General features: G+C 65.3%; 13 protein-coding genes and 1 tRNA gene. 11 read left to right on the top strand and 3 right to left on the bottom strand.

The genetic code is table 11. The features are described 5' to 3' along the window. Positions 1-10: 10 nt before the first annotated feature. Positions 11-1,312 carry an adenylate/guanylate cyclase domain-containing protein gene (locus tag QX039_RS25095; protein ID WP_315737433.1) on the top strand — a complete coding sequence of 434 codons (1,302 nt, stop codon included), beginning with the start codon at positions 11-13 and terminating at the stop codon, positions 1,310-1,312. 92 nt (positions 1,313-1,404) lie between these two features. Then, a complete protein-coding gene (locus tag QX039_RS25090) occupies positions 1,405-3,090 on the top strand; it encodes a tannase/feruloyl esterase family alpha/beta hydrolase (RefSeq protein WP_315737434.1) in 1,686 nt (561 codons plus the stop codon). Positions 3,091-3,094: 4 nt separating this feature from the next. On the opposite strand, the gene QX039_RS25085 is transcribed toward QX039_RS25090, so the two are convergent. Further along, entirely contained in the window at positions 3,095-3,556 is a 462-nt protein-coding gene (locus QX039_RS25085; protein WP_315737435.1) for a DUF488 domain-containing protein, read from the bottom strand. Positions 3,557-3,571: 15 nt separating this feature from the next. Further along, a complete protein-coding gene (locus QX039_RS25080) occupies positions 3,572-4,396 on the bottom strand; it encodes a DUF72 domain-containing protein (RefSeq protein WP_315737436.1) in 825 nt (274 codons plus the stop codon). Positions 4,397-4,553: 157 nt separating this feature from the next. Between QX039_RS25080 and QX039_RS25075 the strand changes: the two genes are divergently transcribed. The 3 genes from QX039_RS25075 to QX039_RS25065 all read left to right on the top strand — a co-directional run bounded on the left by QX039_RS25075 (position 4,554) and on the right by QX039_RS25065 (position 7,666). Then, entirely contained in the window at positions 4,554-4,754 is a 201-nt protein-coding gene (locus tag QX039_RS25075) for a hypothetical protein (protein ID WP_315737437.1), read from the top strand. A gap of 264 nt (positions 4,755-5,018) precedes the next feature. After that, positions 5,019-6,152, top strand: a complete 1,134-nt coding sequence (locus QX039_RS25070; RefSeq protein WP_315737438.1) for a glycosyltransferase family 2 protein — start codon at positions 5,019-5,021, stop codon at positions 6,150-6,152. Further along, positions 6,149-7,666 carry a glycosyltransferase family 39 protein gene (locus QX039_RS25065; RefSeq protein ID WP_315737439.1) on the top strand — a complete coding sequence of 506 codons (1,518 nt, stop codon included), beginning with the start codon at positions 6,149-6,151 and terminating at the stop codon, positions 7,664-7,666. Before QX039_RS25070 ends, QX039_RS25065 begins: the two co-directional genes overlap by 4 nt. 8 nt (positions 7,667-7,674) lie before the next feature. On the opposite strand, the gene QX039_RS25060 is transcribed toward QX039_RS25065, so the two are convergent. Beyond that, positions 7,675-8,475, bottom strand: coding sequence for an FkbM family methyltransferase (locus tag QX039_RS25060; protein ID WP_315737440.1), 801 nt, complete (start codon positions 8,473-8,475; stop codon positions 7,675-7,677). A 653-nt stretch (positions 8,476-9,128) separates the two neighbouring features. Between QX039_RS25060 and QX039_RS25055 the strand changes: the two genes are divergently transcribed. The 6 genes from QX039_RS25055 (at position 9,129) to QX039_RS25030 (ending at position 15,116) form a co-directional block, all read left to right on the top strand. Continuing rightward, positions 9,129-10,304, top strand: a complete 1,176-nt coding sequence (locus QX039_RS25055) for a DUF2778 domain-containing protein (RefSeq protein WP_315737442.1) — start codon at positions 9,129-9,131, stop codon at positions 10,302-10,304. A gap of 1,198 nt (positions 10,305-11,502) precedes the next feature. Next, positions 11,503-11,691 (top strand): hypothetical protein, encoded by a 189-nt coding sequence (locus QX039_RS25050; RefSeq protein WP_315737443.1) that lies wholly within the window; start codon positions 11,503-11,505, stop codon positions 11,689-11,691. Positions 11,692-11,734: 43 nt separating this feature from the next. After that, positions 11,735-11,809: transfer RNA gene (locus QX039_RS25045), tRNA-Asp, on the top strand. Between the two features lie 39 nt (positions 11,810-11,848). Beyond that, on the top strand, positions 11,849-12,385 hold the full coding sequence (locus QX039_RS25040; protein WP_315737444.1) for an HNH endonuclease: 537 nt from the start codon (positions 11,849-11,851) through the stop codon (positions 12,383-12,385). 667 nt (positions 12,386-13,052) lie between these two features. Continuing rightward, the gene (locus QX039_RS25035; RefSeq protein WP_315737445.1) at positions 13,053-14,393 is read left to right on the top strand and encodes an RtcB family protein; all 1,341 of its coding nucleotides are present in this window, start codon (positions 13,053-13,055) and stop codon (positions 14,391-14,393) included. 150 nt (positions 14,394-14,543) lie between these two features. Then, positions 14,544-15,116, top strand: a complete 573-nt coding sequence (locus QX039_RS25030) for a 2OG-Fe(II) oxygenase (RefSeq protein WP_315771075.1) — start codon at positions 14,544-14,546, stop codon at positions 15,114-15,116. The last annotated feature ends 299 nt before the right edge of the window (positions 15,117-15,415 follow it).

The following is a 15,415-nucleotide window of genomic DNA, read 5'->3' as shown; positions in this document are numbered from 1 at the left end:
CTGAGGCAAGATGCAGATCGTGGGAGGAGGACAGGCGAACGAAGCGCCGGCCGAGTTCGACCAGGCGCTGATGCGTCAGACGTTGAACACCGAGCTGCTGCGCGTGAGGGCGCTGATCGCCACTGCGGCTCTGTTTCTCGTGATGTCGGTGCTGGTCGAAATCTTCGAGCCCAGGATCTCGGAGTGGATCTGGCCGAGCCGGATCGGGGTCCTCTACGTCTACGCGATCATCGTCGCATTCATCAGCTTCGAGACCCTCATCCTGTTCAGGATCAAGGCGGACATCCGCCACGGCCGGGACGTGCCGGTGATCTGGCGCTATGTCAGCGCCCTGGTCGAGACCTCGCTGCCAACGTTCGTCCTCATCCTGCAGATCGAGGGCATCGGCCACGACAAGGCGCTGGGCTTCGGCGTGCCGCTGGTCTATTTCATCTTCATCGTTCTCTCGACGCTTCGTCTCGATTTCTGGCTGTCGAGCTTCACCGGCCTCGTCGCCGCGGTGGAGTTGTTGGCGGTGGCACTGATCGATCGGCCTTCGATGGATGCGAGCCAGAATCCGGAGATCTACTATCACGGTGAGCGCAGCTTCATCATCCTGTTGTGCGGGATGCTCGCCGGTGCCGTCAGCGTGCAGCTGCGACGCCAGTTCGCGGCGAGCATCGAGGCCGCGTCGGCGCGCGACCGGGTCACCGATCTGTTCGGCCAGCACGTCTCGCCCCAGGTCGTCGAGCGCCTCATGAAGGAGGGGACGGCGGAGGCGCGCGACATCCGTGAGGTCGCGGTGATGTTTGTCGATTTCCGCGGCTTCACCGCGGCGGCGCGGTCGAAGACGCCGCAGCAGGTTGTCGATCGCCTCGATGGCGCGTTCGCGGTGCTGGTCGAGATACTCGAGCGCCATGGCGGCATCGTGAACAAGTTCCTCGGCGATGGCTTCCTGGCGCTGTTCGGCGCGCCGTTCGAGTCGCGCGATGCCGCCGTGCAGGCGGTCGTGGCTGCGCGCGAGATGGTGGCCGCGATGGAGCGTGTCAACGCGATGTCGTCTTGGCCGCTGCGGATCGGGATCGGTCTTCATCTCGGCGAGGTGGTCGCCGGCAGCATCGGCTCGCCGCGGCGCAAAGAGTACACCGTCATCGGTGACACCGTGAACTTCGCCTCGCGGCTCGAGGCGCTGAACAAGGAGTTCGATTCGCAGCTCCTGATCTCGAGCGAGGTGCGGCAGGCGGCCGGCGACGGGGCGCGCGACGCCGTCTTCCACGGCGCGGTGTCGGTGCGCGGCTACGACCGGCCGTTCGAGATCTGGCAATTGCACTGACGCAGGCGACCCGTCGCCCGACGTCTGAGATTTACATTGGATGGTCTTCGCGTTTAACTGCCCTCAACGAAAAGCATGATCAGGGGGAACGCATGATCCGAACCGGGGCGTCGTTTTTGGCCGCAGCAGGCATCGTGTGCGCAGCCGGCCTGGAGGCGGTGCGGGCTGAGGATGTTGCCTGCAGCAAGGTGACGGCCGAGGTGCTGAAGGTCCCCGGGCTGACCTTGACGGGATCGAAGCTGCAGGAGGCCGCCGACGGGCTGCCGCGGCATTGCATTCTGTCCGGCAAGGTCAATGAGCGCACCGGCGTCGACGGCCATGCGTATGCGATCCAGTTCGAGATGCGGCTGCCGGAGACGTGGAACGGCCGCTTCCTGCACCAGGTCAATGGCGGCAATGATGGCGTCGTGGTGCCGGCGCTCGGCGACAAGGCCGACGGTCTCGTCGGTGGCGGTGTGACGCCGCTCGCCCGCGGCTTTGCCGTGCTGTCGTCGGACAGCGGCCACTCCGGCAACGATCCCGCCAACAAGCCGCGCGGGCTTGCGTCCGGCTCAGCTTTCGGGCTCGATCCGCAGGCGCGCCGCGACTACGGCTATTCGGCCGACATCACGCTAGCGCCGATCGCGAAGGCGATCATCTCGGCGCATTACGGCAGGAAGCCGGACTATTCCTACATCGCCGGCTGTTCCAATGGCGGCCGCCACACCATGGTGGCCGCCGAGCGCATGCCCGAGCAGTATGACGGCTTCCTGGTCGGCAATCCCGGCTTCAACCTGCCGCGCGCTGCCGTGCAGCACGCCTGGGACGTGCAGGCGCTGACCAAGGCCGATGTCGACATCCGCAAGTCGATCACGCGGGAGGATGCCAAGCTGATCGCTTCCAAGATCACGGAGGTCTGCGACGGGCTCGACGGCGCCAAGGATGGGCTGACGGCGAACCTGATGGCGTGCCAGAAAGCGTTCAATTTCGACAGCCTCCGCTGCGCCGCTGGTGCGGCCGAGGCCTGCCTGCCGGCCGCCAAGGTCGATGCTTTGAAGAAAGTCTTCGCGGGTCCCCACAATTCGAAGGGCGAGCCGCTGTATTCCGACTGGCCGGTGGATGGTGGGGTCGGCACCGGCAACTGGCGCGCCTGGAAGGTCGAGAGCCCGGTGGCGCCGTGGAACAACCTTCCGATCATTGCCACCATGGGCGGCGCCTCGCTCAACTACATCTTCTCAACGCCGCCAGTCGAGATCGAGGGCTCGCCCGACAAGCTGGTCGAGAAGCTGCAGACTTATGATTTCGACAAGGACGCACCGAAGATCTACGCCAAGGAAGGTCCATTCACCGAGTCTGCGATGGACTTCATGGCCCCGCCCGCGGTCGACAATCCGACCCTGCCGGCGTTCCAGGGCGGCGCGCGCAAGATGCTGATCTATCACGGCCAGGCCGATCCGGTGTTCTCGATCAACGACACTGTCCGCTGGTACGAGAAGCTCAATGCCAATGTGCAGGGCAAGGCCGATACGTTCGCGCGGCTGTTTGCGCTGCCCGGCGAGACCCATTGCGGCGGCGGCGTCACCTTGGAGAAGTTCGATGCGCTGGGCGCGCTGATGGACTGGGTCGAGAAGGGCAAGACGCCGGAGGCGATCACGGCCTCGGTCAATGCGGCCAACAAGGAGCTCCCATCGACATGGAGCCCGCAGCGGACGCGGCCGCTGTGCCCGTGGCCGAAATTCGCCAAATATGTCAGCGGCGACATCGAGCAGGCGTCGTCGTTCACCTGCGCCGCGGAGTAGCGACTCACACCTGAGGCGCGACCAGGTTCTTCACCTTGACCTGATCGCGGTCCTCGATGATCTCGGCGATCCATTGCCGGTGGCAATGGGCGTGGTCGCGCTCGTAGCAGAGCAGGCAGACGGGACCGGCGCTCTTCACCAGCGAGGTCAGCTCGTCCATCTGCTCCTTCGCCTGCGGCGTCTTCAGATGGGCGCTGTAGATCTTGTGCAGCGTGTCGTAATGGCCGCTGCGGGCGGCCTCGCGGCCCTCCTTCGGCGTGCCGAGCCCGCGCAGATGCACATAGCCGATGCCGCGCTCGTCGAGCCCGGCAGCGAGCTGGCTCTTGGAGAAGCCCGGCCGGCGCGAGGCCGCCACCGCGCGCACATCGACCAGCAGCTTGACGCCGGCGGCCTGCAACTCATCGAGCACGGCCTTGGCCGGCGTGTGCTCATAGCCGATGGTGAACAGGGTCTTGCTCTTGGCCATCATGCGCCTCCTGCCTCAGCTCACGCGCTCGATGAGCTCCATCGCGCCAGCCGGCGCGCGCACCTTGCCCTCGTGGATGACATAGGCGAATACGTCGCGCGGCGTCTTCTTCGCCGGCTTGTCGTCAACCCGTGGCAGGTCGTCCGGTTCGCCGCCGCCGGCCCACAGTTGCAATCGCTTCGCCCAGGCGTCGAGCTGCTTCGGCGGATAGCAGGTCGCAAGCTCGTCATTGCCCTTCTGCAGTCGGGCGTAGACGAAGTCACCCACGACATCGGCGATCGCCGGATATTTGCCGTGCTCGGCGAACACGACCGGCGTTGCAAACTCGCGCAGCAGCGCGACGAAGCCGGGGACGCAGAAACTGTCATGGCGGACCTCGACGACGTGACGCAGCTTGCGGCCGTCGAGCTCGCGCGGCAACAGCTCGAGGAACTTGCCGAAATCGGCCTCGTCGAACTTTTTGGTCGGCGCGAACTGCCACAGCACCGGGCCGAGCCGGTCGCCGAGCTCGAGCACGCCGGTGTCGTAGAAGCGCTTCACGGAATCGCCGGCCTCGGCGAGCACGCGGCGATTGGTGGCGAAGCGCGGCCCCTTCAGCGAGAAGATGAAGCCGTCCGGCACCTCGCGTGCCCACTTGCGGAAGCTCTCCGGCTTCTGCGAGCCATAATAGGTGCCGTTGATCTCGATCGAGGTCAGCTTCGAGGCGGCGTATTCGAGCTCCTTCGACTGCGGCAGCTTGTCCGGATAGAACACGCCCCGCCAGGGCGCGAAGGTCCAGCCGCCGATGCCGATGTAGATGTGGCTCTTGGATTGCGAGGCGCGTGCAGGGGCTTTGCTCACGGATCGATTCCGATGCTGATTGGTGAGGGTGTTGCGGTAGGGAGACGATAGTCAACCGGGCCAGTTCTGACCAGTTCGGCGCTGTTGCGCCGTCACTCTTCCCGTGCTCCGGAGCCTCGTGTATCCAGGGCACGGGCCGGGAAGGGGAGATATGGCAATGAGAGCGGAATCGGTCGGCGGCCTGCTGGGGGCGATTGTCGCCGCTGCCGTGCTTGCGGCAGCCTTCTACTATGTTCCCGTCGGGCCGATGGCCCGTCAGATGCAGCCGGCCAAGGTCGAGGTGCCGCCAACCCCGGTGCAGACGGTTCCGGTGGCTCCGGCCGTGCGCGGACCCGTGGTCCGTGAGGTTCCGAACTAGGCCGGCCGGGGCCCCTTGCAATCCAGCCGAGGCGCCCCATCTTGGTCGGGACGGTGACGTCGAGCTGTAACGGCTCCGGCACCGAGACGACCACGGCAGAGCGGTTGCGCCGGATGTACGCGCACCCTTTGTTTGTGGTCGTTGGCATTTTGGGCCCCTCGCTTGGGAGCGATGCAAGCCGGCACCACAGTCCGGCCTTTTTGGGCCCTCCTTCAGCCGTTGCGCTTGGCAGTGTGGAACGCGGCAGATATACGCATCCGCACCATGAACGATGTCCTCCGACCGGCCATGCCCGCGCCGCCGCAAACCGCTGATATTCCGATCGTTTCGGTGGTCGTCCCGACCTTCAACGAGCGCGACAATGTCACCACGCTGTACCGGCGGCTGGAGGCGGCGTTCAGGGACGTGCCGTGGGAGGTCGTATTCGTCGACGACAACTCTCCGGACGGCACCTGGCAGGTGGTGCGCGAATTGTCGCGCAGCGACAAACGCGTCCGCTGCATCCGCCGGATCGGCCGCCGCGGCCTGTCCGGTGCCTGCATCGAGGGCATCCTGGCCGCCAGTGCGCCCTATGCCGCCGTGATCGACGCCGATCTGCAGCACGACGAGACCCAGCTGCCGAAGATGCTGGCGCTCTTGCAGAGTGGCGCCGCCGAGCTCGTCGTCGGCAGTCGCTACATCGCGGGCGGCAGCGCCGCGAGCTTCGACAGCAAGCGGGCCGGGGCCAGCGCCTTCGCCACCGAGATCGCGCGCCGCGCGCTCAAGGTCGAGGTCAACGATCCCATGAGCGGCTTCTTCATGATCCGCCGCGACCGCTTCGAACAGATCGCGCCGAAGCTGTCGATGCAGGGCTTCAAGATCCTGCTCGACATCATTGCGAGCGCGGAAGGCGGCCTGCGCACCGTCGAGGTGCCCTATACGTTCGGCTCGCGCCTGCATGGCGAGAGCAAGCTCGACTCGATGGTCGCCCTCGACTTCCTCGGCCTCGTGCTGGCCAAGATGACCAACGACGTGGTGTCGTTGCGCTTCCTGCTGTTCGCCATGGTCGGCGGCACCGGCCTCGTCGTGCATCTGGCCACGCTCTTTCTTGGTCTCAATGCGTTCGACATGCCGTTCGCGGAGGCGCAGGCGCTCGGTGCCTTCATCGCGATGACCTCGAACTTCATCCTCAACAACTTCCTCACCTATCGCGACCAGCGGCTGAAGGGCTTTGCCATTCTGCGCGGCCTGCTCGCGTTCTATCTGGTCTGCTCGGTCGGCCTGCTCGCCAATGTCGGCGTCGCCTTCTCGGTCTATGACCAGGAGCCGATCTGGTGGCTGGCGGGCGCGGCCGGCGCGCTGATGGGCGTGGTCTGGAATTACGCGATCTCCGGATTGTTCGTCTGGCGCAAGCGATGACCTCTGCGGCAGGCGCCGACGACGCCCGGCTGGTCCGCAATGTCTGGCTGACCATCACAGGCCTCGTCGTGCTCCGGCTGATCGCCGCCGCGGTCACGCCGATCACCTTCGACGAAGCCTATTACTGGATGTGGTCGAAGCATCTCGCCGGCGGCTACTACGACCACCCGCCGATGGTCGCGGTCGTGATCCGGCTGGGCACGCTGATCGCCGGAGACAGCGTGCTCGGCGTGCGCCTGGTCTCGATCCTGCTCGGCCTGCCCATGAGCTATGCGGTCTATCGCACCGCCGAGATCCTGTTCGGCAGCGTGCGCGTTGCGGCGACTGCGGCGCTGCTGCTCAACGTCACCTTGATGGCTGCGGTCGGCACGCTGATCGTGACCCCCGACGCGCCGCTGCTGGTGGCCTCGAGCTTCGTGCTGTTCTTCTGTGCCAAGCTGCTGGAGACGGGCAGGGGCATGTGGTGGCTCGCGGTCGGCGCGGCCGTCGGCGCGGCGCTGCTGTCGAAATACACCGCGATGTTCTTCGGCGCGGCGATCCTGATCTGGCTCGTCGCCGTGCCGAAGCTGCGCCATTGGCTGGCCTCGCCCTGGCCCTATCTCGGCGGCCTCGTAGCATTCGCGCTGTTCTCGCCGGTGATCCTGTGGAATGCCGAGCACCAATGGGTGTCGTTCATCAAGCAGCTCGGCCGCGCCAGGATCGAGGAGGTCCGCCCCGTCTACATCGCCGAGATCATCCCGACGCAGTTCGCCTTCGCCACGCCGCTGGTCTTCATCCTCGGCGTGATGGGCCTCTATGGGTTGGCCCGGCGCAGGGCAGCGGACGCGGCGGCCCGCGTCCTGATTGAGGCCATGGTCTGGGTCATCGTCGCCTATTTCGCGTGGCATTCGCTGCATGCCCGCGTCGAAGCCAACTGGTTCGCGCCGATCTATCCGGCCTTCGTGGTGGCTGCCGCTGCGGCGGCCCGTCTTGTCGCCTGGTCCCCGCGCGAGCAGCGCACGGCGGACTTTTGCCTGCGCTGGGCCGTGCCCGCCGGCGTCGTGATGTTCGTCGCGCTGATCGTGCAGGCCAACACGGGCCTGCTGTCCGGTTATCGGCGCGATGCCACCGTCCGCAGCGTCGGCGTCGGCTGGCGCCCCCTGGCTGCCGAGATCGAGGCAGCGCGCGTGCGCGCCGGCGCCTCCTGCGTGCTGGCGATGGATTATGGCACCACCGCCTGGCTGTCGTTCTATCTTCCGTCCGGGACCTGCGTGCTGCAGCCGATCCAGCGCATCCGCTGGGTCAATTTTCCGGAGCCGGATCCGGCGCAGTTGGCGGGCACGCAGCTGCTCGTGGACGAGGTCCAGATCGCATCGCGGTTCTACGTCAGCAATACATTCGGCCGCGTCGAGAAGATCGGCGAGGCCGAACGCAGGCGTGGACCTTTGACCATCGAGACCTATGCCTTCTATGCGCTGAGCGAGCCCAAGCGGGAGGTGCTCGACCGCACCCCGCCGCCGGAGCTGCAGCGCTGACGCCCGCTTCAGGGCTGCTGCGGGATGATGTCCGCCAGCGCCTTGTCCCGCGCATGAATTGCGACCATGTTGATGCCGGCATCGATGGTCTTGTAGCCGCGGCAATCCAGCCATTGCCGCAGCTGCTCCGCATCGGTCTTGATCTTCTCGATCAGCATGATCGGCGTGCAGCGTTCGATCGTCGCCGCCGCGCCTTCGAGCGCCTCGATCTCCATGCCCTCGACGTCGAGCTTGATCAGGTCGCAGCGCGGCAGATTGAAATCGTCCAGCGGGAGCTTGCGCACCTCGACGGTGTTTTCCGCATAGTCGATGGCCTGGCCGATGAACTCGGTGTTGGGACGCTGGCGCAGCTCGAGGCTGCCGAAGCTCGATGGGGTCAGGTAGTTCGGGCTTGGGATGTTGAGCACGCCGCGCTCCGACGAGACTGCGGCATGGATGGCGATCGCATTGAAGCAGTTGTTGATCGCGATGTTGCCGGCGAGCGCGTAGTAGATCCGTTCTTGCGCCTCGATCGAGAGCACGGATCCCCAGCCGGTCATCGCCTTCGCCCATTCGATGGTGTGGACGCCGATATTGGCACCGCAGTCGATCGCGACGGCGCCATCGCCATGGTGCCGGCGGCGCAAGCCGAGCAGGCGGACGGCGAGCTGCACCTCGCCCGGATCGAAAGCCCCCGTGTCGAGGATCTGATAGCCGACGCCGTAGCCCCGGTTGGCGTCGACCATGCGATAGTCGAGCCGGTTGACGATCATCGTCCCGTGATTGCTCGCGGCCAAGACGAAGGCCAGCTTCCGGTCGGGGATCTGCATGGAGTCCTCTCGTGTCGTGTTCGGCAGGGAGCGGACGCGGTACGATTCGCCGGCGGAGTGTTGCCGAGAATCGTTCCCTACCATACCGCCGCCGGTGTCCACAGCGCGGAAAATCCCGGCTTGTTACGGATGCGGTCCACCTGCGGCTGCCGTCGCCATTGCGCCTTGGACCACGACCGTCCTGATCCGATTGCCGCGGAGACCGGGCGACATGCGATTGTACGTGACCAATGCTTTCAGACGCGTCGAGAAGATCGGCAAGACCATGTCCGAGCAGGGGCCTTGAACAAGTGAAAACTACGCCCTTTCCCTCGTCAGCACGCCTAAACGTGAGTCATCGATAGCGCCCCTCTGGCAGAGCTCAATCGTTAACGCGGCCTGCGATGGTTTACGGATTCCGGCGGCCGTCGAATGCTGCTCCTCAGGAACGGCCTGGGGCGGCAATATTGCTTTTGGCTGGAATTTCGCCCTGTTTTTGCCCTGTTTGCCGGCAAAACAGACGTCCATGGTTAACCCGCCCTTAATCTGCCAAAACTTAATCAGCATTTAACTAAAAGTCGCCCTAATGAAGCTCTGTGCTTCTGCGAGATGCAAAGCGGTTGTCCGTGGCGCATCGAGCGAGAGTTATCGAGTATTCGTTCGGGCGTGAGTGAATGAGTAACAGTCGAGCTGCGTTGGCCGCACGAAATCGCAGGAAGTCTTCCCTGATCGCGTTCTCTCACAAATTGATCGGTGGCGCGGCAATCGCATGCCTGATCGGGGGCTGCGCTGTGACGGTCTATACCGAGATCATCGCGGCCGATGCCTATCCGACCCTGGGCAGCATCGAGCAGGATGAGCCCGTCGTGCGCCCGGCGCCGCGGCTTGCGACGCGCAGCGCCGCCGATGCGGTGGGTGAGGCCTTCTCGGCATTCCCGGAATCTCCGCCCGTCACCACGGTCGCCGCCATCACGCCGCAGATGTTCAACGACCGCTTCGGCGCGGCCGTGCCGCAGGGCGTCGCCTCCAACGCCGCGAACGGCGCGCCGCCGCTGCCCAGGCTCGCCGAAGCCGCGCCCAAGCAGATCGAGGCCAAGCAGATCGAGGCCAAGTCGGTCGAAGCCAAGCCGGCCGAGACTGCGAAGGTCGCCGAGGCGCCGAAGAAGGATGCCCGGCCGCCGATGCAGTTGGCGCTCGCCAATGCCAAGCCGGCCGCGCAGCCCGCGACGCCGGCGCAGGCCGCCGAGGCCAATCCGCCGAAGAGCAGTGGCTTCTCGCTGCGCGCGATGACCGAGCGCGCCAAGGCGGCGGTGCTGTCGATCGCCGGCGACCGGCATTCGATCCAGGAAAAGCTCTGGGGCAAGCCGGAGAACCAGGATGGCGGCCTCCTGGCCTATGCCTCGGCTGATTCCAACATCACCGCCAGCATCGCCAAGGATCCGACCCGCGGCGGCCGGCCGCCGTATGATTTGAGCACCGCAGTCTACGACATCTCGGCCAAGGCGGTGTATCTGCCCGACGGCACCAAGCTCGAGGCACATTCCGGCCTCGGCGACAACCTCGACAAGCCGAGCTCGGAGAAGATCAAGATGCGCGGCGTGACGCCGCCGCACATCTACGAGCTGAAGCCGCGCGAGGCGCTGTTCCACGGCGTGCCGGCGCTGCGGCTCAATCCGATCGGCGGCGAGGACGCCATCCACGGTCGCAACGGCCTCCTGGCCCACACCTTCATGCTCGGGCCGAACGGCGACTCCAACGGCTGCGTTTCGTTCCGCGACTACTACGCGTTCCTCGATGCCTACAAGAACAAGGGCATCCGCAAGCTCGCCGTGCTCTCGCGCATCGACTGAGGCGCAGCCGTTACGGAGTAGGGTGGGCAAAGGCGCCCATTCCGCGCGTGCCACACGAATATTTGTAGTTGGCGCCGTGCCCACCGTTTTGCCGAGGAGAGGGCTGATTGACGGTGGGCACGCTGCCGCCTTCGTCGGCCACTTTGCCCACCCCACAGGTCCTGCATCGACAAACAACGCCGTCGCCTGGCGTTGAGCCGGGGCCGGAATGAGATCCGTTTCACGCTTCAAAAAGCACGGCCATGACTGCGCATTCTCGCGGCGCCTGGCGCCCGAGTGCTGCTCGTAAACTGGCCCTCCGAAATCGGAAGAGGGCGCGGGGAATGCCGGGTGAGGGCCTCACCCATGGCCCGCCTGCAGAAGAAAAAGCAGGCGGCAGTCACCACAGGTTCAGCCGCATCATCCGGCATTCCCCGCGCGATGGCCTTACGGCTTATACGTGGTCTCCCTGGTGCGCCGGGCTTTCTGGCCACCATCGGTCGGAGCATTCGTCTCTCCGACCTTGACACCAGCATCGGGGTGCCAGGACATCACGACTTCGCCGTGCGCACCGGATCGTTCGTCCGCGTGATCAGATCACGCTGCAACCCGACGCGCCCACCGCATCCCGCCCTCCACGTTCATGACGATCGCGAAGCGCCCCTCTCATGAGGACAGGACCGGCATAGAATGCACGGTTTCTGATTTTTGGAAACAGGAAAATGTTCGGGGTTGGCGGTGAGCGGGGCGATCCCATTGACCGGGCTCGACAAACGAATTTTCGCGCGCACGCGTTTTCGACCTCTCGCAGGGCCGATTGCGGCCTTGGAGCTCGCGATAATGCGCAACTGATTTGCCCGACGACCAGTCTGGTCGTTGCAAATCTGTCGCGTCGCCGGAGGCGCGCCGTCATCGCTTCCCCCTCCGGCCTTGACGGCTTCGGAAAATTCTGCGCATAGCTCTGCCCCATCGAAATTGACGCGCCGCTCGCCGGCGCGCTCTTGAGGACCACGATCGTGTTGAGCCTACGCTCACATCTCGCGAACGCCGCCACCAACGAACGACCGCTTAACTGGTCGCGCGATGGGTCGGGCATGGGCGTCGCCTGTCAGGGTCCATTTGATCTCGTGCTGTCCCTGACGACATCGGGACGCGAAATTCCAGCAAGAGCATAACCGGCGGCGGGATCTCACCCTCCGCAGACATAGCGGAGGGTCTGATGACCCGCATGATGAGCCCAGATTCCGAGATAGTCGACCACGCCCGAGCGCTGTGCTCGCCGGTGGCGGTTGCCTTCGTGCGCATCGTCATGACGTGCCGCGGAGTCAGCGAGGCACGGGCTCGCCAGATCTATCTCGACTACATCAACGGGGTTCAGCCGGAGCACGCTCCGGTCGCGTTCGATTGATTGACGATGACCATGCCCGGTGCAGTCCGGGCGCGATGACATGGCCTATGTTCCCGTCTGGTGAAGGGACCGGATTGTCGATCCGGGAAGGCGGGTTCGATTCCCGTCATGGGCGCCAACACGACCGGGCAGATGAAGCGAAGAGAGGAGGTCGACGATGTCAGCAACAAACCCGGCGCTGGTTCTCAACGCCGACTTCCAGCCGCTGAGCTATTTCCCGCTGTCGGTGGTCTTCTGGGAGGACGCGATCAGGGCCGTTGTCGGCGAGTCGCACGTCGTGGTCGCAGAGTACGACCGCGTCGTGCGCAGCCCGAGCGTCACCATGCGGCTGCCGTCGGTGATCGCGCTGCGCGACTATGTCAGGCCGGCGATGCGCGTGCCGTTCACGCGCTTCAACGTCTTCCTGCGCGATCGCTTTGAATGTCAGTACTGCGGTAGCCGCTATCTCCACGGCGAGCTGACCTTCGATCACGTCGTGCCGCGCGTCGACGGCGGCGAGACGTCGTGGACCAACATCGTCGCCGCCTGCAGTCCCTGCAACGCGCGCAAGGACCGGCGCCATCTCAAGCCGCGGCGGCCGCCGTTCGAGCCGGCACGGCACGAGCTGATGGCTGCGCAGCGCCTGTTTCCGCCGAGATTCCTGCACGTGACCTGGCAGGATCATTTGTACTGGGATGTGGAGCTCGAGCGGTGAGCGCCGCGTAGCACGGATGAGCGGACGCCGAAGCCCAACGGGCTTCGGCGGAGGCGATATCCGGGGTCTCGCGTGCCACTCGTATGAAGTCGCATGTCGCTGCGCTCATGTGGGCTACGACTACTCGTCATGCTGAGCTGCAACGATCTTGTCGTCATTCCGGGGCGCGCGCAGTGCGAGCCCGAAGCCATAACCATGACAACTCATGACGTGCGTCGGCGGTGCTAAAACGCCACGAAGTTATTTCAGCTACGTACGGCTTACTTTACAAACGGGTAAAATCCTGTAAGAGCACGCGCCAACTTATCCGGCGGACATCCGCCAGCGAGAGAGCCATGCCGATTTCGACCCCACGTCAGATAGAGGACAGCGCGCTGCCGCAACTGCGGCGCCGTGGTTGCGTCCTGTGCGTGCCGGCAGTCTCCGCGGGGAGCGCGCTGTCCCGTCACAATCAACTAGCAGCGTAGCGAGGCAGCGGGATCGTCCCTCTGTCTTGAACGCCAGAGAGACGATCCGCCAGGCTGATGTCCCATCCGGGACACTCCGATCAGATCCGTCTCTCTGTTTGCACCACCGGACTTGCGCGGCGTCACGCCGTGCAAGTCCCGATCATTGCAGCGCCACGCCGGCGCGGCAGGGTCATGCATGAACGAGTGAGGAGGATCACATGCGAGCCGATCCCTATCAGGAGCGCGCGAGGCAATTGGCGATCGAGGCCGGGCTCGATCCGGATGCACGGGTCGAGCGGCCCGGGCAGCGATCGATGCCGCTGTGGTGCACGTTCCGCGACGCCGCGCGCAAGGAGCAGCTGGCGCGCGAGGCCACGGCGCTGGGCGACACGGTCGCGAGCCGGCCACAGGCCGCGCAGTATCAGAACAGCCCGCTGAAGGTGTTTGGCCGTCACGAGGATGCGACCATCGCGCAGATGAGGAGCTGCATGGCGGTCGGCAATGCCGTGGCCGGGGTGATCTGCGCCGACGGCCATCTCGGCTATGCCCAGCCGGTCGGCGGCGTGATCGCCTATGAGAAGCAGATCAGCATCTCCGGGGTCGGCTTCGACATCGGCTGCGGCAACATGGCGGTCCGGCTCGACACGCAGTTCGGCGCGATCGAGGACAAGGTCGGCACCATCATAAAGGATGTCGCCAGGGTGATCTCGTTCGGCGTCGGCCGCAAGAACGCCGAGCGGGTCGAGCATGAGCTGTTCGACGACGCCGATGCGTGGCGCTGCTCCGACATGGACGCGTACCGGCAGAAGGCGGTCGGGCAGCTCGGCACGGTCGGGTCGGGCAACCACTATGTCGATTTGATGCGCGACGAGGCCGGCTTCGTCTGGATCGGCGTGCATTTCGGCAGCCGTGGTCTCGGCCATACTTCGGCGACGCGCTACCTCAAGGCCGCCGGCGGCAAGGACGGCATGAACGTGCCGCCCGCCGTGGTCGACGAGGACTCGGAGGTTGGGCAGCGCTACATCGCCGCGATGCAGCTCGCCGGGCGCTACGCCTATGCGGGACGCGAGTGGGTGACCGAGCGCGTGCGCCAGATCATTGGCGGTGCGGTCACCGACAGCGTGCACAACCACCACAACTATGCCTGGCGTGAGACCCATGACGGGCGTGACCTGTGGGTGGTGCGCAAGGGCGCCACGCCGGCCTTTCCAGGCCAGCGCGGTTTCGTCGGCGGCTCGATGGGCGACGACGCCGTCATCATCGAGGGCGTGGAGTCGGAGGAGGCCAAGGCCTCGCTGTACTCCACGGTGCACGGCGCCGGGCGGCTGTTCGGGCGCAGGGAGGCCAAGCGGCGCTTCACGCGCGACGAGATGGACGCCTGGCTGCAGGGCCGCGGCGTCACCCTGATCGGCGCCGATCTCGACGAGAGCCCGATGGCCTATCGCCGTCTGCCCGAGGTGCTGGCCGAGCACGCCGGCTCGGTGAGGGTGGTGCATACGCTGCGGCCGTTCGCCGTGGTGATGGCGGGCGAGGGCGAGTTCGATCCGTTCAAGGATTGAGCCTCTCGTAGCCCGCATGAGCGCAGGCGACATGCGGGTCCGCACGTGCAGTTCGTGAGACCCCGGATGTCGCTCCGGCCTGCGCCCGCAAGGCGCCGGCCTTTGCTCATCCGGGCTACGCGATTGCGCAACGATGACGGAGACACGATCATGACCGGGCTGACCTGGCACGCCGACAATATCGAGACGATTGCGAACTTCTTCTCCACTGCCGAGTGCGAGGACTACATCCGCTTGGGCGAGCAGATGGGCTTCGAGGAGGCGACGTTGTTCGCGCCGCGCAGCGTCAAGGACTATCGCAACAACGATCGCGTCATCGTCGACGATACCGAGCGCGCGCAAGGGCTCTATCAGCGGCTCGCCGGCCATCTCGCACCGTCGTTCCAGCATCGCTGGCAGCCGGTCGGGCTGAACGAGCGGCTGCGGCTGTATCGCTATGATGTCGGACAGAAGTTCGAATGGCATCGCGACGGCCATTTCGAGCGTGACGATGGCGAGCGCAGCCAGTTCACCTTCATGATCTATCTGAACGATGATTTCGAAGGTGGCACGACGTCGTTCTGCGACGACACCGGCCTGATGCCGGATGGTCCGTTCCGGATCATTCCGAAGAAAGGCATGGCGCTGCTGTTTCATCACCCGATCATGTATCGCGGCGATCCCGTGACGAAGGGGCGCAAATACGTGCTGCGGACGGACGTGATGTATCGGCGGAGCAGGTGAGGGGGCGCGTCGCACAAGGCGCGCGCTCTCCGTTCGTCACTCCGGGGGGCGCGTAGCGCGAGCCCGGAATCCATAGCCACAGGCCGTCGTGTGGTGCGAGGTGCTTGTGGCGTCTGTCTTCGACCAACCACCGCTCGGGCTATGGATTCGGGGCTCATTCGCGCTGCTCCAAAATGGCTTCGCCATTTTGCGCTTGAACGCCCCGGAATGACGGCGGAGAGGAGTTTAGCGACGAAGCCCGCATGAGCCCCGGCGACATTCGGGCCCCGGCGAAACAAAAAGGGCGCGGCTTTCGCCGC

The organism is Bradyrhizobium sp. SZCCHNR1043 (assembly GCF_032489675.1).
In the GTDB taxonomy this organism is placed as follows: domain Bacteria; phylum Pseudomonadota; class Alphaproteobacteria; order Rhizobiales; family Xanthobacteraceae; genus Bradyrhizobium.
This window is presented reverse-complemented; position numbering and strand designations above follow the sequence as displayed.